11 protein-coding genes are annotated in these 23279 nt (G+C 73.6%); all 11 read right to left on the reverse strand.

The genetic code is table 11. The annotated features are described in order from the left end of the window. On the reverse strand, positions 1 to 9486 hold a 9486-nt coding region (locus DRB06_RS10450), incomplete at its 3' end, for a type I polyketide synthase (RefSeq protein ID WP_111819921.1). Between the two features lie 73 nt (positions 9487 to 9559). Then, positions 9560 to 11158, reverse strand: a complete 1599-nt coding sequence (locus DRB06_RS10455) for an acyl-CoA carboxylase subunit beta (protein WP_073332191.1) — start codon at positions 11156 to 11158, stop codon at positions 9560 to 9562. Positions 11159 to 11162: 4 nt separating this feature from the next. Beyond that, positions 11163 to 13043 carry a biotin carboxylase N-terminal domain-containing protein gene (locus DRB06_RS10460; RefSeq protein ID WP_108967128.1) on the reverse strand — a complete coding sequence of 627 codons (1881 nt, stop codon included), beginning with the start codon at positions 13041 to 13043 and terminating at the stop codon, positions 11163 to 11165. Between the two features lie 231 nt (positions 13044 to 13274). Beyond that, positions 13275 to 13934: a ribulose-phosphate 3-epimerase gene (rpe, locus tag DRB06_RS10465; protein ID WP_108967130.1), complete on the reverse strand. Its 660-nt coding sequence runs from the start codon at positions 13932 to 13934 to the stop codon at positions 13275 to 13277. A gap of 30 nt (positions 13935 to 13964) precedes the next feature. Continuing rightward, entirely contained in the window at positions 13965 to 15389 is a 1425-nt protein-coding gene (locus tag DRB06_RS10470) for an RsmB/NOP family class I SAM-dependent RNA methyltransferase (RefSeq protein WP_108967133.1), read from the reverse strand. Further along, positions 15386 to 16345 carry a methionyl-tRNA formyltransferase gene (gene fmt / locus DRB06_RS10475; protein WP_108967135.1) on the reverse strand — a complete coding sequence of 320 codons (960 nt, stop codon included), beginning with the start codon at positions 16343 to 16345 and terminating at the stop codon, positions 15386 to 15388. The genes DRB06_RS10470 and fmt overlap by 4 nt, the downstream gene beginning before the upstream one ends. 4 nt (positions 16346 to 16349) lie before the next feature. Next, complete coding sequence (locus tag DRB06_RS10480) at positions 16350 to 17036, reverse strand: HAD family phosphatase (RefSeq protein ID WP_111819904.1); 687 nt, start codon at positions 17034 to 17036, stop codon at positions 16350 to 16352. Positions 17037 to 17046: 10 nt separating this feature from the next. Then, a complete protein-coding gene (locus tag DRB06_RS10485) occupies positions 17047 to 19125 on the reverse strand; it encodes a primosomal protein N' (protein WP_181575256.1) in 2079 nt (692 codons plus the stop codon). 23 nt (positions 19126 to 19148) lie between these two features. Continuing rightward, on the reverse strand, positions 19149 to 20363 hold the full coding sequence (metK, locus tag DRB06_RS10490; protein WP_111819905.1) for a methionine adenosyltransferase: 1215 nt from the start codon (positions 20361 to 20363) through the stop codon (positions 19149 to 19151). 64 nt (positions 20364 to 20427) lie between these two features. Then, on the reverse strand, positions 20428 to 21726 hold the full coding sequence (locus DRB06_RS10495) for a class I SAM-dependent methyltransferase (RefSeq protein WP_111819906.1): 1299 nt from the start codon (positions 21724 to 21726) through the stop codon (positions 20428 to 20430). Between the two features lie 166 nt (positions 21727 to 21892). Then, on the reverse strand, positions 21893 to 23248 hold the full coding sequence (gene coaBC / locus DRB06_RS10500; protein ID WP_111819907.1) for a bifunctional phosphopantothenoylcysteine decarboxylase/phosphopantothenate--cysteine ligase CoaBC: 1356 nt from the start codon (positions 23246 to 23248) through the stop codon (positions 21893 to 21895). Between the last annotated feature and the right edge of the window lie 31 nt (positions 23249 to 23279).

Raw genomic sequence — 23279 nt, forward strand, 5'->3', positions numbered from 1 at the left:
GAGTTCGCCGGTGTGGTAGACACCGTCGGCGCCGAGGCGTGCCTGCGGGTCGAGCAGCATGGCGGCCTCAACCTCGTGCGGGTCGCGACCCTTGCGCTCCTCGCCCAGGCGCCGGCCGTCGATCTGCTCGAACAGCGGGGCGCGACCGATCATGCCGGCGCGGCGCTGCCGCGTACCGGCCGCCAGGCGCCGGTTGGCCGAGGCCAGCCAGGCGTCCACGGCCTCCTGGCCGCCCTGCGCGCGCAGCGCCGCCTCGAAGGCACCGGGGTGCACCAGGGCGATCAGGCCGGAGACGTGTCCGAAGCCGAGGCTGGTGAGCAGGCCGGCGCGCACCGGGCCGGCGCCCGGGACGCGGCCGTCCGCTCCACCGCGGCCCGCCAGGCGGATCGGGGTACGCGGCCACACCCAGAAGGCGTCCCGCTCCAGCGGGGCGTCCACCACGTCCAGGCTGGTGTTTCCGGGGGCCACGCCGGTGGCCAGGATCTCGGCCAACCCCGCCACCTGGAACAGTGCGGCACCGCCCTTGGCGTGACCGGTGATCGTCTTCTGGGAGACGGCCACCAGCGGGTTGCCCTCGCTGCGGCCCAGGGCGCGAGCCAGGCGGGTGTGCAGCTCGGACTCATTGGGGTCGTTGGCACCGGTGGAGGTGTCGTGCTTGGAGACCACGGCGATGTCGTCGGCCTCCACGCCCAGAGCGGCCAGGGCCTTGGCCAGACGGGAGTCCTTGCCGCCGCGGCCCGCGCCGAGCGCACCCAGCCCGGGGGCGGGGATGGAGGTGTGGGCGCCGTCGGCGTAGGAGGAGACGAAGCCGATCACACCCGCCACCGGCAGACCCAGTCGGGCCGCCACGGAGCCGCGGGCCAGGATCACCGTGCCGCCGCCCTCGGCCTCGACGAAGCCGCCGCGACGGCGGTCGTTGGCGCGGGAGAAGTGGCGGGCCGAGATGCCCTTGGCGTACATGGCCTCGGCCTCTGCGGTGGCGTTCATATTGCCGAAGCCGACCACCGACTCGATCGAGATGTCGTCGATGGCGCCGGCCACCACCACGTCGGCCTTGCCGAGCGCGATCTTGTCCCAGCCCTCCTCGATGGACACCGCCGCGGTGGCGCAGGCCGAGACCGGCTGCACCATGGAGCCGTAGCCGCCGATGTAGGACTGCATCACGTGCGCAGCCACGACGTTGGGCAGGGCCTCCTGCAGGATGTCGCTGGGGCGCTCCTCACCGAGGAAGCGGCCGACGAACATCTTGCGCATGGACTCCATGCCGCCGAATCCGGTGCCCTGCGTGGAGGCCACGTCGGAGGGGTGCACCGCCGCCAGCAGCTCGGCCGGGGAGAACCCGGCGGACAGGAAGGCGTCCACCGCGGTGACCAGGTTCCAGGAGGCGATGGTGTCCATGCCCTGCACCATGGCGGCGGGGATGCCCCAGCGCTCCGGGTCGAAGTCGACCGGGAACTGGCCGCCGACGGTGCGCGAGAGCGTAGCGCGGCGCGGCACTCGGGCCAGCGACCCGGCCAGGCGGGTGACGGTCCACTCCCCCGTGGGGGCGCCGTCGACCAGCTCCGGGGTCACCAGCGTGTGCTCGGGGTCGGTGACCTCGATGGTGCGGGCGGTGGCCTCGTCGGCCACGGTGAGGGTGATGTCGTGGTCCAGGTAGACGGCGACCTCCTCCGGGCCCTCGGTGGCGATCACGCCGTCGTCGACGAACTCGCGGATGCCGCAGCGGGCCACGACCTCGTCGCGGTAGCGGGCGTAGATATCCGACTCGTCGACGAACTCCCCATCGGTGTCGTACCAGCCGGCCTTGGGGCTGTCCTGCCAGGTGAGCAGGCCCATGCCCCAGGCGAGTTCGAGCACGCCGGCGGCGGTCAGCTCGACGTCGTCGCCGCCGGTCATGCCCAGCTCCGCCTCGCGGCGGGTGCGGCCCGAGCCCCAGGTGGAGACCTCGCCGGTGGAGACCACTACAACCAGGTCGTCCAGGTCGGCGTCCACCTCGCCCCAGTCGGGGGCCGTGGGCTGGGTGGGTACGTGCGGGGTCGGCAGCGCCTTGATGCTCGCCTGAGACGCGGGCTCGGCCTGCGGGGCCGGCGCGGTCGCGGCGGCGCTCTCGCGCAGGGCCACCAGGTCGACGTCGTCGCCCAAACCGCCGGTCAGGTCGGCCTCGACGGGCGCCTGGGCGGCGTGGCCGCGCACCTCGGTGGTGCACAGCTCGACGAGTTCGGCGGCGATCTCCTGGGTGGACCAGGTGCGTACGCCGGCGGCCTCGACGGCCGCCACCAGCGGGTCGTTGCCGCCCATCAGGCCGGTGCCACGCACCCAACCGATGCGCGGGTGGGCGAGGGTGACCCGCCCGGACCAGTTCTTCTCCGCGCGCCAACGGTTCACCACGGCGTCCAGGGCGGACTTTACCTCGCCGTAGGCGCCGTCACCGCCGAAGGTGCCGCGGTTGGGCGAGCCCGGCAGCACCACGTGCAGACGGTGGTCCACATGCGTGTCGGTGCCGATGGCGGACAGGGCGGAGATGGTGCGCTCCACACTCCACAGCAGCAGCCGGGTCTGCGATTCGGCGGCCGGGCCGGCGTCCGCGAGAGTGCCGACCACGCGCGGGGCGGCGAAGGGGAACAGCAGCGTCGGAACCAGGGCCTCCTTGACCAGCTGCGTGGAGCCGCCGGAGGTGACCGTCTGGTCGTTACCGATCCAGTCGGCCAGGGCGTCCACGTCCCGGTAGGAGGCCAGGTTCGCGGGCACCATCCACAGGCGGGCGCCGGCGGAGGCGTGCTCGCGGTACAGGTTGGTGGCGAAGGTCAAGCGCTCGTGGGTCAGTCGGGAACTGGTGGCGACGACGGTCGCGCCTCCGGCCAGCAGCTCCCCGACGACGGCCGCGGCGATCGAGCCGGGGGCCACACCGGTGACCACGGCGACGTCGTCCGCCCAGCGGACCGAGTCCGCGCCGGCGACCGGCTTCTGGGCAGCCGCGGCGGCGATCGCCTCGGCGATCTCGGCGCGACGAGCCAGGTCCGGCGACTCCGCCCCGGCGTCGGCGGCGGCGCGCAGCTGCCGCCCCCACCAGGCGGCCTGGTCGGCCACGGCGGCCCCCAGGCCGGTGAAGCGCTGCGGGGCAAGCTGCTCGGTGGCCGTAGCCAGGTCGGTCTCGCCGTTGCCCAGGCGGGCCAGGTCCTCGCGGGCGGAGGCCCAGCGGTCGTCGATGAGGACGGCGCGGTCGGCCGAGAAGGCGGGGGTCACGGACTTGACCCAGCCGGAACCGAGCTCGGCGTCGATCGCCGCGAGCGCGGCGCGGGTGGCGGCCGCCTCGTCGTCGGCGTCGGCGGGCACGCCCGCCTTGTCGGCCAGGCCCAGGGCATCGAGCAGCGTGCGGGCGGTGTTGGCCAGCACCCCGTCGGCGCCGGTCACCTGAGCGGCGAAGGCGTCCAGGGCGGCGGAGTCAACCACCGCTCCCCCGGCACCGCCGGCGCTCGGCATGGCCACGCTCACCCCGTGGGCGGAGGCAACGGCCTGCACGGCGGCGTCGATCAGGGCGTCCACGGCGCCGGCGTTGGTCAGCGGCGCGGAGGAGCCCAGCGTGGCCAGGTCCTCGCCGCGCATGGAGGCGCCCTCACGGGTACCCAGGAACAGCTCCGCGGTAACGTGGGCAACCCAGCCGTCACCGAGCCCCCAGGTGCCCTTCACGCGCTCACCGACGCGGCCGGCGCGCACGCCGGAGGGGCCGAGGATCCGGCCCAGCCCGGTGCGGGCGGCGTCGGCCAGCACGGGGCCGAAGGGCTTGTAGCCGGGGGCGCCCTTGGCGACGATGCCGGCCAGCGTGTTCATGTCGGCGTCGGCGGCGCCGTCGATGCTGGCCAGCTGCAACTCGGTGCCCAGGTCCATGAGCAGCTGGTTGCGGCGCGAGGACACGCCATTGGTCAGCGACTCGGTGGTGTCGGTGGGCGCGATCTGCTCGGGGCGGATGCGGGCGGCGTACGCCAGCAGCACCGTCAGCGCGTCGGTGGCGCCGAAGGGCAGGTCCGCGACGGGCCCGGCAGCGGCCGGGGCGCTCGCAGCGGGGGCGGCGGGTGCGGCCTCGGCGGGGGTCGGGGCGGAGGCCGCCGGCGCGGCGGGGGTCTGCGCGGACGGCGCGGAGGCCGGCGCGGCGTCCGCGGCCGCGTCGGGCAGCTCGAAGCTCTCCTCCTCCAGGCCCGCGGCCGGGTCGGTGTCGGTGGCCAGTACGCGCGCCTCGTCGCGGCGGGCGTTGTGCACCACCACGTGGCGGCCGGCGTGCTGCGGCAGCGCCAGCGTGCGGGAGGCGAGGTTGGCCAGCGTCGGGGAGGCGGCCAGGCCGACCTCGACGACGTGCTCCACACCCAGGCCGCCCTGCTCCGGGGCGCTCAGCAGCACGTCCTGCGTCTCGATCCAGCGGACCGGGGAGGCGAACTGCCAGGCCAGCAGCTCCACCAGCAGCTGGCGGCCGAGCTCGACGGGCCGGGCGGCCCACTGCTCCCAGTCGTCCAGAATCTGGCGGACCGGCTCGGAGGGGACCACGTCCAGGATGGCACGGGCGAAGTCGCGGGTCAGCGCGAAGGGACGGGCCACCAGGTTGGGCACGTAGCGGCCCACCAGACGGTCCACATCCAGGTCCGTGGGGATCAGCGTCAGCAGCCGCTCCCGGAACTCGGGCACGCCCGGGCGCAGCACCTCGGAGTGGAAGGGCACGTCGATGCCGGGCACGTACATGAACGGGTTCTTACCGCCCCGGGCGGCCGCCTTGGCGCGGGCGTCGGCGGCCAGCGCCTCCAGGCCCTTGATGGTGCCGGCGACGGCGTACTGCACGCCCGCCAGGTTGTAGTTGACGATCTGCAGGAACTCCCCGGAGGCCTCGGACACCGAGCGCACGTAGTCCTCCACGGCGTCGGCGCCAATACCCGCCTGGTTGGGGCGCAGGGCCCCCATCCGGTAGTTGGAGGCACCGGACTCATCACGCGGCACCAGGGAGTGCATGGTGGAGCCGCGCTGGAAGACGATGGAGATGGTGGTCTCCACCGACATGACGCGACCGTAGGCGCTCAGCGCGGTGTACTCGCCCAGGGAGTGGCCGGCGAAGGCGGCGGACTCCACCAGGGCGCCGGCCTCCGCCATGCGGGCGGTGGTGGCCATGGCGACGGTGGCCAGCGCCACCTGCGTGAACTGGGTGAGGTTGAGCAGCCCATCGGGGTGCCGGTAGGTCACGCCCCGGGCGGTCATCTCGGTGGGGTTGTCCCGCACCAGGGAGATCACGGAGAAGCCCAGCTCCGCGCGGGTGTGGGCGTCGGCGCGCTCCCACACCTCGCGGGCCGCCTTGGAGATGCGCATCTCGTCCAGGCCCATGCCGCGGGCCTGAATGCCCTGGCCGGGGTAGACGTAGGCGGTCGGCTCCGGCTCGGTGACGGCGGTACCCCGGGAGACGACCTCGTCGCCAATGCGGCAGGTGACCTCCAGGACCAGGCCGCCGCCGATCACCAGACCGGTGCGCTCAACACTGATCTGTACCCGGTCGCCGAGCTCCACGGGGCCGAGCATGGTGTAGGTCCAGCCGGCCAGCACGTGGTGGGTGCCGTCGGTGGCGGTGGCGGCGGCCGCCTGCTGGGCGGTGGCCGACAGCCACATGCCGTGCACCAGCGGGGCGTCCATGCCGGCGACCTTCGCGGCGTGGTAGCTGGTGTGGATGGGGTTGAAGTCGCCGGTGACGCGGGCGAAGGCCGTCATGTCGGTCGGGGCCGTCACGGTGATGCGGCGCAGCAGGCGGCGGGCCGCCGGAGCGGTCTCGCGGCCGGTGCCGCCGGCCTGCTCGGGCGCGGAGGGCACGGCGGTGCCGGAGGCGCGGCCGCGGATGGCGAAGCGCTCACGCATGAGCGCAACCACGCTGCCGTCGGCGGCGTCCGTCAGTTGCAGGCGCACATCCACCACGCGGCCCGCGCTGGACTCCTCCAGCCCGGCCACCCAGCCGTCGGCCTGAATGACCCGGTCGGGGCCGGCCTCGCGGGCCAGTTCCGCCAGCGGGCGGCGCAGGTCGATGGTGTGGTCCAGGTGCACCGCGCCCAGTAGCCCCTCGATCAGCGGCATGCCGTCCTCGACGACGCTGCCCAGGGCGGCGTAGACCACCGGCCAGCAGGGGCCGAGCAGGGCGTCCGGTACCAGCGGCGCGGCCGCCAGCGAGGTGGGCAGGGCGTCGGCGGTGACGGCGGCGTGGTCCGCGCCCAGGCCCGCACCCAGGGTGAAGCGGGCGTGCACGGTGCCGAAGGGCTGGTGGGCCGGGCGACCCAGGATGTCCTTGGCGTCCGGGACGGCGGGCACCACCTCGGGCAGGTGGTCAACCTCGTCACCGGTGATGGACACGGCGCCGACGCCGGCGGTGTCGCGCAGCAGCGCGTTCATGGTGTCGCTGATACGGCCCGGGTCGACGAAGGGAGCGGCCCCGTCCCAGGCGCGGGCCAGTCGCAGCGGCACCACCAGGCGCCGCACCGCGTGGATGCCCTCCCCGCCGGGGGTGTGGTCCCAGTGGGTGTCCAGGGCGATGTCCAGGTCGTAGGCGTCCTCGGCGACGTCGGGACGGGCCACCACCTGGTAGGCGTCGTCGTCCAGCACGCGGGCCGGGTTGACGGTCAGGTGACCGTTCCAAAGCACGTGGGGGGTGGCCCGCACCAACTCGGTGGCGTCGGCCACCGGGCGGGTCCCTGCGCCGCAGCCGACACCGAGGCGACCGGCCGCCGGGGCGGGCTGCTCATCGGCGGATTGCAGCGCCTCAATCACGGCCGTCTCGAAGCGGCCCAGCAGGTGGCCGATCGGCTCGTTGATGGTGGTGATGCCGGCCACGGACACCGGGCCGGGGATGATGCGCACCTGGTCGGCGGTGTAGCGGGGGTCCTGCGACTGCCACAGGGAGTCGGTGCCCCACCAGCGCAGGATGTCGGCGTCGAGCACGGGCACGAAGGGCACCGGCTTGGGGTGCTTGCGGCACAGGTCCACGAACCAGGCCGCATCCGCGGGCTCCACCTGGGTGGTGGCGGCCTCCGGGTAGCGCTCGGCCAGCGCGGCCAGAGCGGCGTCGGCGTCCAGGACGTCGTCCTCACCGGCGAACAGGGTGGGGATCTCACCGTGGTCGGCGCGGTTCAGGCGCGCCTCCACCCGGTGCAGCAGGTCCAGGAACCGGTCGTACCAGCCCTCGTCGGCCCAGTCGTCGCGGCCCGCGGCGCGCCCGTCATGCGGCGCCACGCACAGCTCGGCGTAGCGGGCGGCCCACTCCAGGTAGTTCATCGACTCGACGTCGCCGAAGTAGGGCTTGGCGGTCTTGGCCAGGGCGGCGATCACCTCGTCGCGGCGCGCCGTCATGGCGGCCTCGTTACCGGCGATCTCCTGGATGAGCCGGGAGGCGCGGGCCGAGGAGTTGTCGATCTCGTACAGGTCGGCGCGCAGGTGGGACAGGCCCGAGGTCATGCCCCCGGCGGAGGCCCCGGAGGCGACCCAGCCGCCCTCGTGGGCGGGGTCGATTCCGGGAGTGTCCACCAGCAGCTGCTTGACGTCCTCGTTGGTCTTGGCCTCCAGGGCGGTCATGGCGGCGGTGCCGACGCTGACGCCGTCCACCGGGGCGGCCGCGGTGCCGTAGGCCAGTGCCCACCGACCGGTGATGTAGTCGGCGGCCCGCTCCGGGGCGCCGATGCCACCGCCCACGCACAGCACGATGTTGTCCACCGCGCGGATGGCGTCGTAGGTGGCCAGGAGCATGGTGTCCAGGTCCTCCCACGAGTGGTGGCCGCCGGCGTGACCGTCCTCGATCTGCATGATGAGCGGCACGTCCGGGACCGCCTTGGCGATGGCGATGACCTGGCGGATCTGGTCCACCGTTCCCGGCTTGAAGGCCACGTAGGGGAAGCCCTCCGCGCGCAGGCGGTGGATCAGGGTGATGGCCTCGTCCAGTTCGGGGATGCCGGCGGAGATGATCACGCCGTCGACGGGAGTGCCCGCGGCCCGCGCCTTGGACAGCAGTCGCTGCGTGCCCAGTTGCAGGTTCCACAGGTAGCGGTCCATGAACATGGCGTTGAAGGCGGCGGTGCGGCCCGGCTCCAGGGCCTGCTCCAGGCCGGCCAGGTTGTCGGCCAGCACCTTCGCGGTGGTCTGGCCGCCACCGGCCAGCTCCGCCCAGTAGCCGGCGTTCGCGGCGGCCGCCACGATCTCCGGGTCCACGGTGGTGGGGGTCATGCCCGCCAGCAGGATCGCGGAGCGGCCGGTCAGGCGGGTGAAGGCGGTGTCCACGGTGATGCGGCCGTCGGGCAGCCGGGTCAGGCGCGGCGCGAAGCGCGCCCGGTCCACGGTGGGGGCCGGGGCGGTGCCGGGCCGGTCCAGGTCGTCGATGTGGCGGGCGGTGCCGGCGGGCACCACCGTGGTGCCGGTGCCGGCCACCACCGGTTCGGTCAGGCGGGACAGGACCGTGCCCGGGCCGACGTCGAGGATCAGCTTGCGCTCCCCCGCGCCCAGGGCGGCCGTGACGATGGCCGGCCAGTCCACCGGGTCGATCAGTACGGCCACGGCCAGGTCGTGAGCCAGGTTGGTGTCCAAGCCGGCGCGGCCCGCCCAGGCCACCACGTCGTCGACGGCGGTGGCCAGCAGCGGCGTGTGGAAGGGCACGGAGGTGGTCAGGAACTCGGTGATCGGGTTCAGGACCGCGCCGCCGCGGCGCCGCTCCTTGCGGTCGCGCTCGCTGCGGCGGGCGGCCGCCTGCAAGGCGGTGATGACCTGCTCCAGGTCGCCGGGGCGGCCGGACAGGATGTGGGCCTGGCGGCCGTTGACCACGCCGACGGCGATGCGCTCCGCGCCGGGCACCTGCGCCAGGACCCCGTCGAGCACCGCGCGGGTGACGCCGCGCACCGACAGCATGGGGGTGGTCTCCCCGACCGTGCCCAGGTTCAGCCTGCCCGTGGTGCGGGCGGCGGCGGCCCCGATCAGGCGGGCGATCGCGTGCACCTGCACCACCGCGTCGGGGGCGACGGCGTCGTCACCGTGCTCCCGCGCGCGGCGCAGCGCCTCCAGCAGGGCCACGCCCAGAACCCCCTGGGAGTGGCCGATCACGGCGCCGGGGGCGTGCTCGCCGGCCGGGTCGATGCCGGAGCCGGGCAGGCAGGCCAGGGCGGCGTGCTGGGCGAACAGGATGCCGGGTACGGACACGTCGGCGGTGTCGGCGGCGCCGCCCTGCGGGGCCGGGGCCACCGGCGCGCCGGCGTCGGTGAAGAAGCGCCCGCCGCGCGGCGTGACCGTCAGCAGGTCGGTAGCGACCGGGGCGAGCCGGTCGGCGACGGCGGCGTCGATGGCGACCAGCTCACCGGCCAGGTCGCGGTCCAGGCCGGCCAGTTCCTCCAGCGTGGAGCGCCAGGGGGTGGCCTGCCCGCCGAAGGCGAGTACGTAGGGCTCGCCGGCGTGCAGTCGTTCGGCGATGGTGTCGGCAGTGTTGGGCTGGGTGGTCATGCGGTCCTCGGTTGTCGGGTCGATTGCGGTGGTCTGTGGGTCGGGGTTGGTTGGGTCGATGGTCATTGGGGGCTCATAGGGGGCCGTTGTCGTGCTTGCGGTAGGGGGTACGCCGCTCGTCGCGTTTCTCGGCCAGGGCGGCCAGGGAGTCCACGATCACGGTGCGGGTGTCTTCGGGGGCGATGACGGCGTCGATCTCCCCGATGGCGACGGCCTTGTCGGGGTTGATGACGGTCTGCGTGTACTCGTCGACCAGGCGCTGCTGCTCGGCGGCGGCCGCCTGCTCACCGGCCTCCTCACGCACCTGCTGCAGGTCGCGGCGGTGAATGATGCCCACCGCGCCCTGGGCGCCGAGCACGGCGATCTCCGCGCCGGGCCAGCAGAAGTTCAGGTCCGCGCCGATCGCCTTGGAACCCATGACGATGTAGGCGCCGCCGTAGGCCTTGCGCAGCACCACCGTCACCAGCGGGACGGTCGCGGACGCGTAGGCGTTGATCACCTTGGCGCCGCGGCGGATGATGCCGGCGTGCTCCTGCTCGGCGCCGGGCCGGTAACCGGGTACGTCCACGAAGGTGACCACCGGCAGGCCGAAGGCGTCGCAGAAGCGCACGAAGCGGGCCAGCTTCTCGGAGGCGTCCACGTCCAGGGTGCCGGCATCGACCAGGGGCTGGTTGGCGACCACGCCCACGGGGCGGCCCTCGAAGCAGGCGAAGCCGACCACCACGTTGGCGGCGAAGTCCTCCTGGACCTGCACCAGCTCCCCGTGGTCGACGACGGCGGACACCACGGCGGTGACGTCGTAGGGCTGGCGGGGCGAGGCGGGAACCAGGGAGCCGACCTGGGCGGCGGCGTCCCGGTCCGTGGCCCGGTCGGCGTCCTCGTAGGCGTAGCGGGGCGCCTCCTGGTCGGAGGAGGACGGCAGGTAGGCCAGCAGGGTGCGTACCTGGTCCAGGGCGTCGTCCTCGTCCTCGGCCACGTAGTGGACCACGCCGGTGACCGAGCCGTGGATGTCGGCGCCCCCGAGCTCCTCGGCGCTGATGCGCTCGCCGGTGACGGCGCGCACCACGTCGGGGCCGGTGACGAACATGTGGGAGGCCTCGCGGGTGGCGATCACGAAGTCCGTCAGGGCGGGGCTGTAGACGGCGCCGCCGGCACACGGCCCCATGATCACGCTGATCTGGGGCACCAGTCCGGACGCGGCGCAGGTGCGGTTGAAGATGCGCCCGTACTGGCGCAGGGCCGCCACGCCCTCTTGAATCTTGGCGCCGCCGGAGTCGATCAGGCCGATCACCGGGATGGACAGTCGCATGGCGTCGTCTAGCAGGCGCACGATCTTGTCGCCCTCGACGGTGCCCAGTGCCCCGCCGGACACGGAGAAGTCCTGGGAGTAGACGGCCACCTGCCGGCCGCCGATCTGGCCGAATCCCGTCACGACGCCGGAGGGGCGGGCCCCCTCCCCCGCGCCGGAGCCGGAGTAGCGACCGATCTCCAGGAAGGAGTCGGCGTCCAGCAGCATGGCGATGCGCTCGCGGGCGGTGTGCTTGCCCTTGGGGTGCTGGCGGGCGGCGGCGTGCTCCTCGGCCTGCGCGTCGGCGCGCGCGATGCGCTCGCGGAAGGCGCTGGTCGCGGCCGAGGTGGCCATGGTGGCGTCGGGCGTGGTGGACTCAGTCATGGGTTCAGGCCTCCTGTGGGGCGTTGACGGCGTCGCCGGCGCGCATGCGCACCAGGACCTCGCCGGCGGCTACGGTGCGGCCGGCACTGACCGGGATGTCCGCGACGGTGGCGTCCGCGGGCGCGTGCACGTAGTTCTCCATCTTCATGGACTCCAGCACCACCAGCAGGTCGCCCTCGCGCACCCGCTGGCCCGGGGAGACGCAAATGCGGGTGACGATCGCCTGCATGGGGGCGGCGATGGCGTTCGGGTCGCTGCTGCGCGTGCCCGGCTCGGTGGTGGCGCGCCCGCGCCCGTTGGCGCCCCCGCGGCCACGCAGTGGCTGCTGGGCGCGGTCGCCGCCGCCGTGGTAACCGCCGCTGAGGCGCCGGGCATGGGCGCCGAGGATCCCGTCGGGGACGGTGACCTGCAGGCGGTGCCCGTTGATTTCAATGACGTAGGTGGAGCGGGTGCGGTGGTCGTCGGGCGCCGGCTCGGGGCTGGCGGCAGTCGGTGCGGCGGTCCCGTCACCGGCTGCGCTGGGCGCCAGGGCTGGCAGGACGGCGTCCTCGATCCAACGGGTGGTGACGCCCAGGCCGCCGTCGGCATCCGGACGGGTGAACTCCTCGCGGCCGAGCACGTGGGCGTGCAGGGAGGCGCACACGGTCACGCCCTCCACGATCGTCTCCTTCAGGGCGCGCCGCGCCCGGCGGATCGCCTGCTCCCGGTCGGCGCCGGTGACCACGATCTTGGCGAGCATGGGATCGAAGGTGGGGGTGACGGTGTCGCCGGCGACCACGCCGGACTCGATGCGGATGCCGGGGCCGGCGGGCCAGCGCAGCCGGGTGATGGTGCCGGTGGACGGGGTCAGCCCCTGGGCGGGGTCCTCGCAGGTGATGCGCAGCTCCAGGGAATGACCGCGCGGGGCGGGCACGTCGCCCAGCGGGCCGCCGGCGGCAATGCGCAACTGCATTTCCACCAAGTCGATGCCGGTGACCTCCTCCGATACGCAGTGCTCGACCTGCAGGCGCGGGTTGACCTCCAGGAACCACAACTCGCCGGTGGGGGCGAGTAGGAACTCGCAGGTGGCCACACCCACGTAGTCGACGGCGTCCAGCAGCCGGTGGGAGGCCTCGACCAGCCGCTCGGCCACGCCGGCGGGAAGGAACGGGGCGGGGGCCTCCTCCAGCAGCTTCTGGTTGCGGCGCTGCAGGGTGCAGTCGCGGGTGGACACAACGGCGAAATCGCCGTGGACGTCGCGGGCACACTGGGTCTCCACGTGGCGGGCGGCGGTGACGAACTTCTCCAGGATGAGGGTGCCGACTCCGGCGGCGGAGTCGAAGGCCGGAGTGCTGCTGGCCTCGGCGTCGGAGGTGAGTACGGTGATGCCGCGGCCGCCGCCGCCGTCGGTGCGCTTGAGCGCAACCGGGTAGCCGTGGGTGGCGGCGAAGGCGATGACCGCTTCGGGGCCGTCGACGCCGCCGGTGATCCCGGGCACGGGGGCGACGCCCGCCTGCTCGGCGGCCCGGCGCGCGCTGAGCTTGTCCCCCAGGGTGCGCATGGCCACCGGTGCGGGGCCCACCCAGGTGATACCGGCGTCGCTGACCGCCTGGGCGAAGTCGGCGTCCTCGGACAGGAATCCGTAGCCGGGGTGGATGGCATCGGCGCCGGTGCGGCGGGCCAGTTCGATGATGGCGTCGGCGTCCGTGTAGCCGGATCCCTCCGGCAGGGCGTAGGCCTCGTCGACCAGTTCGGCGGCCGGGCTCATCAGGTCCTCGGGCGTGTACGGCAGGATCGAGGTGGCGCCGAGGTCGCGCACGGTGCGGGCTACGCGCAGGGCGATCTCGCCACGGTTGGCGATGAGAATGCGGCTGAGGGTGTGGTTGTAGCTCGCGTCAACGCTCACTGAGCGGCTCCTGGGGTGACTGGTCGATGTGGGCGGACCCGCGCGGTTCTGGTAACGGGCAGGCACGGAATCGCGGTTGTCTACAAGCCTTTTCGGCTGCCCCGCTTGGGGGTGGCATGCGATTCCCGCCGCAACGCAACGATAGGGCCGTTGACCTTTGTGGGCCTATTGTGGAATCACCACAAATCCGGTCCGTTACCTTGAATTCACCTCAGGGGTGTCGGGGTGGACTCAGTAGCTGTGGGCGGCCGCCTGCTCACGCAGGGCGGCGATGGCCGCGGCGGCGTCGTCGGCCCGATACACGGCGGAACCGGCAACGAACACATCCGCCCCGGCCTCGGCGGCGCGCACGATGGTCTGCTCCGTTACTCCCCCATCGATCTGGATGCGCAGCTGCTGGCCGTGCCGCCCCACCAGGCGTCGGGCGGCCGCGATCTTGTCCAGCATGGGCTCGAGGAAGGACTGCCCGCCGAAGCCGGGCTCCACGGTCATCAGCAACAGCAGATCAAGCTCCCCCAGCAGCGACTCCACCGCGGCAAGGGGCGTGGCCGGGCGCAGGGCGAGCCCCACCCCCACCCCCTGGCGGTGCAACTGCGCGGCCAGGCGGAAGGGGGCGGCCGTCGCCTCCAGGTGACTGGTGACGATCGCACAGCCGGCCTCGGCGTACACCGGTGCCCAGCGGTCGGCGTTCTCGATCATCAGGTGGGCGTCCACCGGCAATTCGCTGTGCGCCAGGACCGTCTCCACCAGGCTGGGACCGCCGAACTGGTTGGGCACGAAGTGGTTGTCCATGATGTCCACATGTAGGCCATCCGCCGTGCGCACCCGGTCCAGCTCGGCGGCGAGGTGGGCCTGGTCGGCATTGAGGATGGACGGGTGAATGGCGGGCATGACGGACTCCTTCACTGGGGGGATCTTTGCTTACGCGCTGCGCCGCAGCAGGGTGCAGAACATGGCGTCGGAATCGTCCAGATGCGGCCAGGTCTGCAACTGCTCCCGGTCGGCGCCGGCGGGCGGGGTCGGGGCCAGCTCGGCGGCGATCCGCCCGGCGTGCAGCGGTTCCAGCTTGATGCCGTCGCGGGCCGCCTGCCGGGTCACGTCGCGCACCACCAGACTGGTTTCGAGCACGTGCGGCGTGCAGGTGACGTAGGCGACCACGCCACCGGGACGCACCGCCGCCACGGCGGAGGCCAGCAGTTCGCGCTGCAGCTCGGCCAGGGCCGCCACGTCCTGCGGGGTGCGGCGCCAACGGGCCTCGGGGCGGCGCCGCAGCGAGCCCAGCCCGGAGCAGGGGGCGTCCACCAGGATGCGGTCGTAGGCGCCCGGCTCCTGCCGACCCACGTTGCGGCCGTCGTCGGTGCGCACCGTGACCACGTCGGGGGGCAGAGCCCGCACGGCGCCCTGCACCAGGCGCGCACGGTGGGCGGTGACCTCGTTGGCCACCAGCGTGGCGCCACGGGAGGCGGCGAGCGCACCCAGGAGGGCGGCCTTGCCGCCGGGACCGGCGCACAGGTCGAGCCACCGCTCATCACGCCCCTCCAGCGGCGCGGCGGCGACCATGAGCGCGACCAGCTGGCTGGCCTCGTCCTCCACACCCGCGCGGGAGTCCCGTATCGCCTCGATGCGGCCGGGGTCGCCGCCGGACATGACCAGCGCATTGGGGCTCAAACGGCCGGGCCGGGGCTCCTCGCCGGTGGCGTCGCGCACCTGCTCGGCCAATTCATCCACCGAGATCAGGCCGGGGCGGGCGCACAGGGTGACGCGCGGGTCGGTGTTGTCGGCCTCCAGCAGGGCCGCCAGCTCCGCGTCGACGTCGGGCCGGGCATTGACCTTCAGCGCCTGCCGCATGGCCTTGACCACCCAGGTGGGGTGGGACAGCGTGCGCGCCAGGGCGGTGGTGGCGTCGGGGGCGTCCGTGCGCAGGCGGTCCAGCCAATCGGCCAGGTCGTGCTCGCTGATGCGGCGCATCACCGCGTTGACGAAGCCGGAGGCGCCGCGACCGGCACTGTAGGCGGCCAGGTCCACGGTGGTGGACACGGCTGCGTGTGTGGGCACGCGCATGCCCAGCAACTGGTGCGCACCCAGGCGCAGCACATCCAGCACCACCGCGTCGACCTGGTCCAAGGGACGGTCGACGCAGGCGGCGATGATCGCGTCATAGCGGCCCTGCAGGCGCAGCGTCCCGTAGGTCAGGGCGGTGGCGAAGCCGGCATCGCGACGGTCCAGGCGGGCCTGGTCTAGCAGTTCGGGCAGAACCAGGTTGGCGTAGGCATCGTCCTCACGCACCTTGGTCAGCGCGTGCAGGGCCGCCAGGCGGGCGGCGTCGGGCTCGGTGTCTGGCCTCATGCGGTGGTGTCCTCCTGCGGTTGAGTGCGTCCTAGCACGGTATCGGCGGCGGGGCGGGCGCCGCGCGCCCAGGCGTCCGCATCCATCCAGTTCTTGCCGGCGGGGGCCACCCGTCCCAGCCGCACGGATCCGGCCCCGGTGCCGACGCGCACCTCGTGCTTGGTTACGTGCAGCGCGCCGGGAGTCAGCCCGGTGTCCTCCGAGATGGGAGTGACCGGTCCCAGGCGCAGCCGGGCGCCGGCGTAGGTGGTGTAGGCGCCGGGAGCGGGGGTGACGCCCCGGATACGCCGATCAATGGCCGTGGCATCCGCCTCCCAGTCCACGCGCCCGTCTGCGGGACTCAGGACGGGGGCGTGCGTGGCCGCGGCATCATCCTGCGGCGTGGGGGTGAGGGTTCCGGCCTCGAGCCCCGCCAGCACGTCCAGCAGCAAGGGCGCTCCGGCGTCGGCCAGGCGGGCGAGCAGGTCGCCGGAGGTGTCCTCGGGGCGGATGGGCTCGGTGATGCGGGCGTAGACGGGGCCGGTGTCCAGCCCCTCCTCCAGTCGGAACACGCTGGCGCCGGTGACCGCGTCGCCCGCGATGATGGCCCGCTGCACCGGTGCGGCGCCGCGCCAGGCGGGCAGCAGGGAGAAGTGGAGGTTGACCCAGCCGTGCGCGGGCACGTCCAGCAGAGCGGCGGGAACCAGGCGCCCATAGGCGACCACGACGGCGACGTCCGCCCGCAGCTCGCGCACCCAGGCCTGGACCTCGGGATCGCGCAGAGTGACGGGGGTGCGCACGTCGAGCCCGGCCGCACGGGCGACGGCCGCCACCGGTGACGGGTGCAGGGTGCGGCCCCGGCCGCGGCGGGCATCGGCGCGGGTGAGCACACCCACCACCTGGTGCGCCGGGGAGGCGATGAACGCCTGCAGCGCGGGTAGGGCCGTGTCGGGAGTTCCGGCGAAGAGCACACGCATGGCGTCAGTCTAAGGGTGCGGGCAGCAGGCCGGCCTCGATCAGTACGGCGCGCAGTCTCGCCGCCCCCGTGAAGTGATGGGCCTGCATACCCGCCCTCCGGGCCGCCTCCACATTGACCGCGGAGTCGTCGACGAACAGGGTGCGGGGGGCATTCAGCCGGTAGCGGTCCAGCAGCAGCCGGTAGATGGCGGGATCGGGCTTGACCAGGTGCTCCTCGCCGGAGACCACGATGCCGCTGAAGCGATCCAGCAGCGGGGAGAGGTGCCGGGTGGTGGCGAACAGGACGTCATTGAAATTGGTCAGGGCGTACAGGGGCACGCCGGCATCGGCGAGCGCCTCGATGACCCGGGCCGTGCCGGGAATGGGGCCGGTCTTGGTGTCGATGAAATGGTCCCAGTAGGTGCGCAGGATGCGTGTCCAGTCGGGGCGGTCCGGGTGGGCGGCAGCCAGGGCGGCGAGGATCTGTTCCAGGGGCACGCCGGCGTCCAGCATGGCGTTCCAGCGGTGAAACTCCCCCGCCTCCACGAACTCCTGCCAGTCCTCCAGCCGCACCCGCCCGGCGACCGCACCGACGGCCTCCCAGGCGTAGATCACGTTGCCGTAGTCGAAGACGACGGCGTCGATGCCGTCGGCCTCCGGGACGCGTTCGGGCTCGGTGTTGGGGGCGGGGGCGGGGGCTGCGCTGCTCATGGTCTCCTGCCTACCACAGGACGGTCGGGTCGAGTTCGACGCGCACCGGCTCCTCCCGGTGCACGGAGGCCTCGCGCATCTGCAGCTGCAGGAAGGCGGCCAGTTCGCGGCCCCGCGCCAGGGGGGCGCGGATCAGTCCCCGCATGTTCGGCGGCTGGGCGCCGGGCGTGGCCGCGCCGGAGTCGGTGGGGCCGCCGTGCTGGGGGGCGGCGACGGGGCCGAGGGCCTCGAAGCCGGCGGCACGGGCCTGCTCGAACAGGTCCTCCAGGCGTGTACGCGGACCGTCGAGGCGGGCCGCCCGCCAGGCGGGCGGCAGGTGCAGCTGGGCGCGTTCGGCCAGCTCGCGGCGGGCGAATCCCGCGTGGTCCCAGCGCACCAGGGCCTGCGCGGCCACCGGGTGCGGGCGGCCCAGCAGCACGACGGCGGCGTCGGGGTGGGCGAGTACGGCCGCGTTGGTCCACTGGCGCATGGCCTCGCTGGCGGCACCGAGATCGGGGCGGGAAGACAGGGCGGCCCCATCCAGGAGCAGCACCGCCCAGTAGCCGCCGTCGGCCACCGGCTCCGCGCCCGGGGTGGCGATCACCAGGCGCGGGCGGGCATCGACGCCGGCGATCACGCCGTGGTCCTCCCGCGCCCCTGAGGTGACCACGGGGACGCCCGGGAAGGCGCGCCCCAGTTCCTCGGCGGTGCGGGTGGTGCCCACATGCACCATGCGCAGGCGGGTGTGGCCGCACTCCGGGCAGGTCCAGTTGGCGGTGTTCCGCCCGCACCAGCGGCAGGTGACGGTGCCGTCGCGGCCCAGGGCCAGGGGGCCGGAGCACACCGGGCAGCGGGCCACGCTGCGGCAGCGGGCACACGCCACCATAGGGGCGTATCCCCCGCGCGGCACCTGCACCAGGGCGGGGCCGCGTCGCAGTGCCTCGCGCAGCGCGCGGTGCGCGAGTGAGGGGATGCGGGCGGCGCCGGAGGGCCCCTCCGCCTCCAGTTCGGGAGCGCCGGGCACCTGCACGCGGGCGACGGCGGCGCGCATGGTCTCCCGGTGCGCGTGCAGGTCGGTGGCCCAACCCTGCTCGATGTAGGCCTGGGCCTCCACCGAGCGGGAGTAGCCGGCGATCAGCAGGCCCGCGCCGGACAGGCCCGAGCGCAGGGCCAGCACCGTGCGGGCGTGAATGTAGGGGGCGCGCGGCTCATCGAGCCGGTCGTCGCCGTCGTCCCAGATGACGGCCAGGCCGGGATTGTGCACCGGGGCGAAGGCGGCGCCGCGCGTGCCCACCACCACCCGGGCACGGCCGGTCAAGGCCCGCAGGAATGCCCGGTAGCGGCGGGCGGGCCCGTGCTCGGCGGACAGGGTGACTACGGCCTCCCCATCCAGGGCGTCGGTGAGTGCGGCGGCCACCGCCTCGGCCCGTTCGGTGGTGGCGACGATCACCAGTACGCCGCGGCCTCCGGCGAGGGTGGCGCGAGCGGCGTCGGCCACCAGTCGGGTCCAGGTGGCCACCAGCCCGGGACGCCCCGGCAGGGCGGTCCACACGGCCCGGGGGGCCTGACCGGCGGCCAGGCGCTGCAGGAATGCGGGCCCGCCGGCGTAGGCCGCCCAGGCGTCCGCCGGGGGCGGCGACCAGTGGGGGGCGGCCGGTGCGGGGCGATCGCGTTCGTCCCGCTCGGTGGTGGCGTGCCGGGCGGGCACGGCCAGCCGGATCACGTCGGAACGCACCCCGGCGGTGCGGGCGGCCACCGCCTCGACCAGGCGCATGGTCTCGGGGTTGAGCACCGGCAGGTCGGAGACCACGCGGCGGATTGGGGCCAGCCGGCCGGGGTGGGTGGTGGTGTCACCGCGCTCCCAGACCCAGCCGTGCAGGTCCTGGCGCCCGAAGCGGACCACCACGCGAGTCCCGACGGCGGCGGCCACATCCAGTTCGGGGGGAACCAGGTAGTCGAACAGGCGGTCCAGGTGGGGCACCGCGGTCTCCAGCAGGACGCGTGCGACCGGCTGGGACACGCCGGCACCGGCCACCCGCCGGGTGGCGGTGGCGGGGGCGTCCAGGAGCACGCCCTGTGCGGGCGCGCCCGCGGTGACGGCGTCGCCCATGGCCTCCTCCCCGACCCGCGCAGTCAGCAGTCCGCGCGCAGCGCGTCGGCCCGGTCGGTGTTCTCCCAGGTGAAGCCTGGCCGCCCGAAGTGGCCGTAGGCGCTGGTGGCGCGGTAGATCGGACGCAGCAGGTCCAGGTCGCGCACGATCGCGGCCGGACGCAGGTCAAACACCTGCTTGATGGCGGCGGTGATCTTGCCTACGGGCACGGTCTCGGTGCCGAAGGTCTCCACGTACAGCCCGACCGGGTGGGCGGAGCCGATGGCGTAGGCGATCTGCACCTCGCAGCGCTCGGCCAACCCGGCGGCGACCACGTTCTTGGCCACCCAGCGCATGGCGTAGGTGCCCGACCGGTCCACCTTGGAGGGATCCTTACCGGAGAAGGCGCCGCCCCCGTGCCGCGCCATGCCACCGTAGGTGTCCACGATGATCTTGCGGCCCGTCAGGCCGGCGTCCCCGGCGGGGCCGCCGATGACGAACTGGCCGGAGGGGTTGACCAGGATGTCGGCGTCGGCGGTGGCGAGCTTCAGGCCCTTGGCCTCCTCCGCCTCCAGCACCGGGCGGATCACCTCGCGGGTGATGGCGTCGGTGAGGGACGGGCGGGTGCGGTCGGGATCGTGCTGGGTGGAGATCACCACCCCGTCCAGCGACACCGGGGTGTCGCCGTCGTAGCCGATGGTGACCTGCGTCTTGCCGTCGGGGCGCAGGCCGTCCACGATGCCCTGCTTGCGCACGTAGGCCAGGCGCTCGGCCAGGCGGTGGGCCAGGTGGATGGGCAGCGGCATCAGTTCGGCCGTGTCCGTGCAGGCATAGCCGAACATGAGGCCCTGGTCGCCGGCCCCCTGGAAGTCCAGCGGGTCTAGGTCCCCGGCGTCCTCGCGCACCTGCAGGGCCTTGTCCACGCCGGCGGCGATGTCCGGAGACTGCTGGCCGATCGACACCGACACCCCGCAGGACGCACCGTCGAAGCACACCTCGGAGGACGTGTAGCCGATGGAGACGATCTCACTGCGCACGATGTCTGGAATCTCCACATAGGCGCTGGTGGTCACCTCACCGGCCACATGCACCAGGCCGGTGGTCACCATGGTCTCCACCGCGACGTGCGCGGCCGGGTCCTGGGTGAGGATCGCGTCCAGGATCGCGTCGGAGACGCGGTCGCAGATCTTGTCCGGGTGTCCCTCGGTGACGGACTCGGAGGTGAACTGCCGCAGGGAGTTCGTTGCCTTACGTGCCATATGTGTTGTGGTCCTTATTGGTCGGTGGGTGCGGGGGCGTGGGTGAGTCGAGTGGTTGCGCGTCTCAGGCGTCCCACCAGGGACGCAGAGGATACCAGTGGCCGCCGGTGTCCTCACCCGGGCGGACGGCCAGGAACTGGTGGATCTGAATGTTGTTGCGCTCAAAGTTCCAGCGGGCGCCGGCCATGTACAGGCCCCACAGGAGCGCGGTCTGGGAGCCGCCGGACTCGACGGCCTCGTCCCAGTGGGCCTGCAGGTTGCGGCACCAGTGCTCCAGAGTCAGCGCGTAATGCTGGCGCAGGTTCTCCGCATGCACGATCTCCAGGCCGGCGTCGTGCAGGTGGGTCATCACCACCCCGGGGGCGGCGAGTTCGCCGTCGGGGAAGATGTAGCGGCCGACGAAGGCGCCGGCGCCGTTGCGTTGGTTGGCGTCGCGCCGGGTGATCTGGTGGTTCAGGAGCCGTCCGCCGGGGCGCAGCAGGGAGAACATGGTGCGGAAGTACTCGTCGTAGTGGCGCACGCCGACGTGCTCCATCATGCCCAGCGAGCAGATGCCGTCGAAGTCGTGCTCCGGCACTTCCCTATAGTCCATGACCCGCGCCTGCGCCAGGTCATCCAGGCCCTCGCGGGCGAGCCAGGCGTTGGCCCAACGGGCCTGCGGCTCGGACAGGGTCACGCCGATGGCACGGATACCGCGGCGGGCGGCGGCGACCAGCACCGAACCCCAGCCGCAGCCGATGTCCAGCAGCCGCTGCCCGGGGGCCAGATCCAGCTTGTCCAGCACCAGGTTGATCTTGCGGCGCTGCGCGTCCTCCAGGGATGTGTCCGGCGAGTCGAACAGGGCGCAGGTGTAGGTCATGGACGGGCCCAGCACCAGCGAGTAGAAGCGGTTGGACCGGTCGTAGTGGGAGGAGACCGAGTCCTTGTCTGCCGCCTCGGTGTGGGGGCGCGCGCCGGCCAGGGCGCGGCGCCAGGCCGGCGGGGTCTCGATCTCCGGCACCTCGGGGCGGTGCAGTCCCTCGTGACGCAGCAGCCGAGAAATGGTGCGCATGCCCGCCGGGGTGGGGCGGCGCAGGTGCTCCTTGCACGCCTGCAGGCTGTCGAAGGCGGCATAGGGGTTACCCGGTTCAACGCCGGACGCGATCAGCTCGCCGGTTATGTAGGCGCGGGCCAGGCCGAGGTCCCCGGGGGCGGTGACGAGGTAGTTCAGGGCGCGCGGCGACTTGACATGCAATTCCAGGCCGGCGTCGCGCGGGCCGACGGCGGAACCGTCGTAGGCGGTGATCCGCAGGGGCAGCGGGGGCGTGGTCACCGCCTTCACCATGTCGGCCACAGTGGGGGTGCTCGTCCCGTTCCTCGTCATGCAGGTCACTTCCGTGCGCGTTGCAGCTAGGGCGGGGCCTCGCGCGGTGCCCCGCCCGCTCATCGTATGACCGCGTCAGCGGCGCCTGAAGCGCTGGGGCGGGATCGGATGCGGAAACGGCCGTGAGAAACAAGACGCCGGCGGCGGCCCCAAGGCGCGGGGATGGTCAGACGGAGGGACGCCGGCTGTTAAGGCGGGCGGCGATCAATTCCACCAGCGCCTCGGCGACCTCCTGCTTGGTCCCCTGCGCTCGGGCGACCTCCGTACCGCCCGCGTCCAGGACGACGACGGCGTTCGGCACGTCGCCGAAGCCCTGGTCGGTGCCGACGGCGTTCACGGCCAGCAGGTCGGCCCCCTTGCGGCGGGCCTTGGCGGCACCATGCGCCAGCACATCACCATCCGCGTCCCCGGTCTCGGCGGCGAAGCCCACCACCAGGGTGTGTTCGCCGTCCTGGCGCGGCGGGTCGGTGACCAGGCCGGCCAGGATGTCGGGGTTCTCCACCAGGGGGATGACCGGCGCCGCCTGCCGTACCGGCTCGCCCGTGCCGCCGGAGGTGCGCAGTGAGTGCTTCTTGAGCTTGGTGTCGGCCACCTCGGCGGGCCGGAAGTCGGCGACGGCGGCAGCCATGACCACGGCGTCGGCGTCCACGGCGGCGGCGCGCACCGCATCGTGCAGCTCCATGGCGGTGGTGACCGGCACGATGTCAACCTGGGGCGGCAGTTCTGCCAGCACCCCCGGCTCCGCGTGCGCCGACACGACGGTGACGCGGGCGCCGCGGGCGGCCGCAGCGGTGGCGATGGCACAACCCTGCCGACCCGAGGAGCGGTTGCCGAGGTAACGCACCGGGTCCAGGGGTTCGCGGGTGCCGCCGGCGGAGACGACCACGTGCCGGCCGGCCAGATCACCCGGGGTGCCCGCAGCTGCGGCGGCCGTGTCCCTGGAGGCGGGATCGAGCGCGGCCAGGGCGCGGGCGACGATCTGCTCGGGCTCGGGCAGGCGTCCGGCCCCGTAGCCGGAGCCGGTCAGGGGGCCCGCGTCCGGGTCGATGATGGTCACGCCGCGCCGGCGCAGGGTGTCCACGTTGTGGCGGGTGGCCGGGTGGTTCCACATTTGGGTGTGCATGGCCGGCGCCATCACCACCGGCGCGGTAGTGGTCAGCAGGGTGGCGGTGAGCAGGTCGTCGGCCCGGCCGGCGGCGGCCCGGGCCAACAGGTCCGCGGAGGCGGGGGCCACCAGCACCAGTTCGGCCCACTCCCCCATCTGCACGTGCGCGACGGCGGCGGCGTCGTCGAAGACCCCGGACTGCACCGGCGCGCCGGTCACGGCCGCCAGCGCCGGGGCGCCGATGAAGCGCAGCGCGGCCGCCGTGGGCACGGTGCGTACCTCGTGTCCGGCCGCGCGCAGCAGCCGGATGATGTACGGGGCCTTGTAGGCGGCGATGGAGCCGGACACCCCCACGACGATGCGCCGCGCCCGGGGCGCGTGTGCGTCCCGGGCGCGGGTGGTTTGCGGGTTCACGATAATCCTGATCGGTGACGCGGCCCGTGGGGCC

This window comes from Actinomyces sp. Z5 (assembly GCF_003287795.1).
GTDB lineage: Bacteria > Actinomycetota > Actinomycetes > Actinomycetales > Actinomycetaceae > Actinomyces > Actinomyces glycerinitolerans.

Coding starts and splice junctions, on each gene's coding strand:
- DRB06_RS10470 (WP_108967133.1), bottom strand. CDS start 15,389: ATGAGGCCAGACACCGAGCCCGACGCCGCCCGCCTGGCGGCCCTGCAC.
- DRB06_RS10480 (WP_111819904.1), bottom strand. CDS start 17,036: ATGAGCAGCGCAGCCCCCGCCCCCGCCCCCAACACCGAGCCCGAACGC.
- metK (WP_111819905.1), bottom strand. CDS start 20,363: ATGGCACGTAAGGCAACGAACTCCCTGCGGCAGTTCACCTCCGAGTCC.
- DRB06_RS10495 (WP_111819906.1), bottom strand. CDS start 21,726: ATGACGAGGAACGGGACGAGCACCCCCACTGTGGCCGACATGGTGAAG.
- rpe (WP_108967130.1), bottom strand. CDS start 13,934: ATGCCCGCCATTCACCCGTCCATCCTCAATGCCGACCAGGCCCACCTC.
- DRB06_RS10455 (WP_073332191.1), bottom strand. CDS start 11,158: ATGACTGAGTCCACCACGCCCGACGCCACCATGGCCACCTCGGCCGCG.
- fmt (WP_108967135.1), bottom strand. CDS start 16,345: ATGCGTGTGCTCTTCGCCGGAACTCCCGACACGGCCCTACCCGCGCTG.
- DRB06_RS10485 (WP_181575256.1), bottom strand. CDS start 19,125: ATGGGCGACGCCGTCACCGCGGGCGCGCCCGCACAGGGCGTGCTCCTG.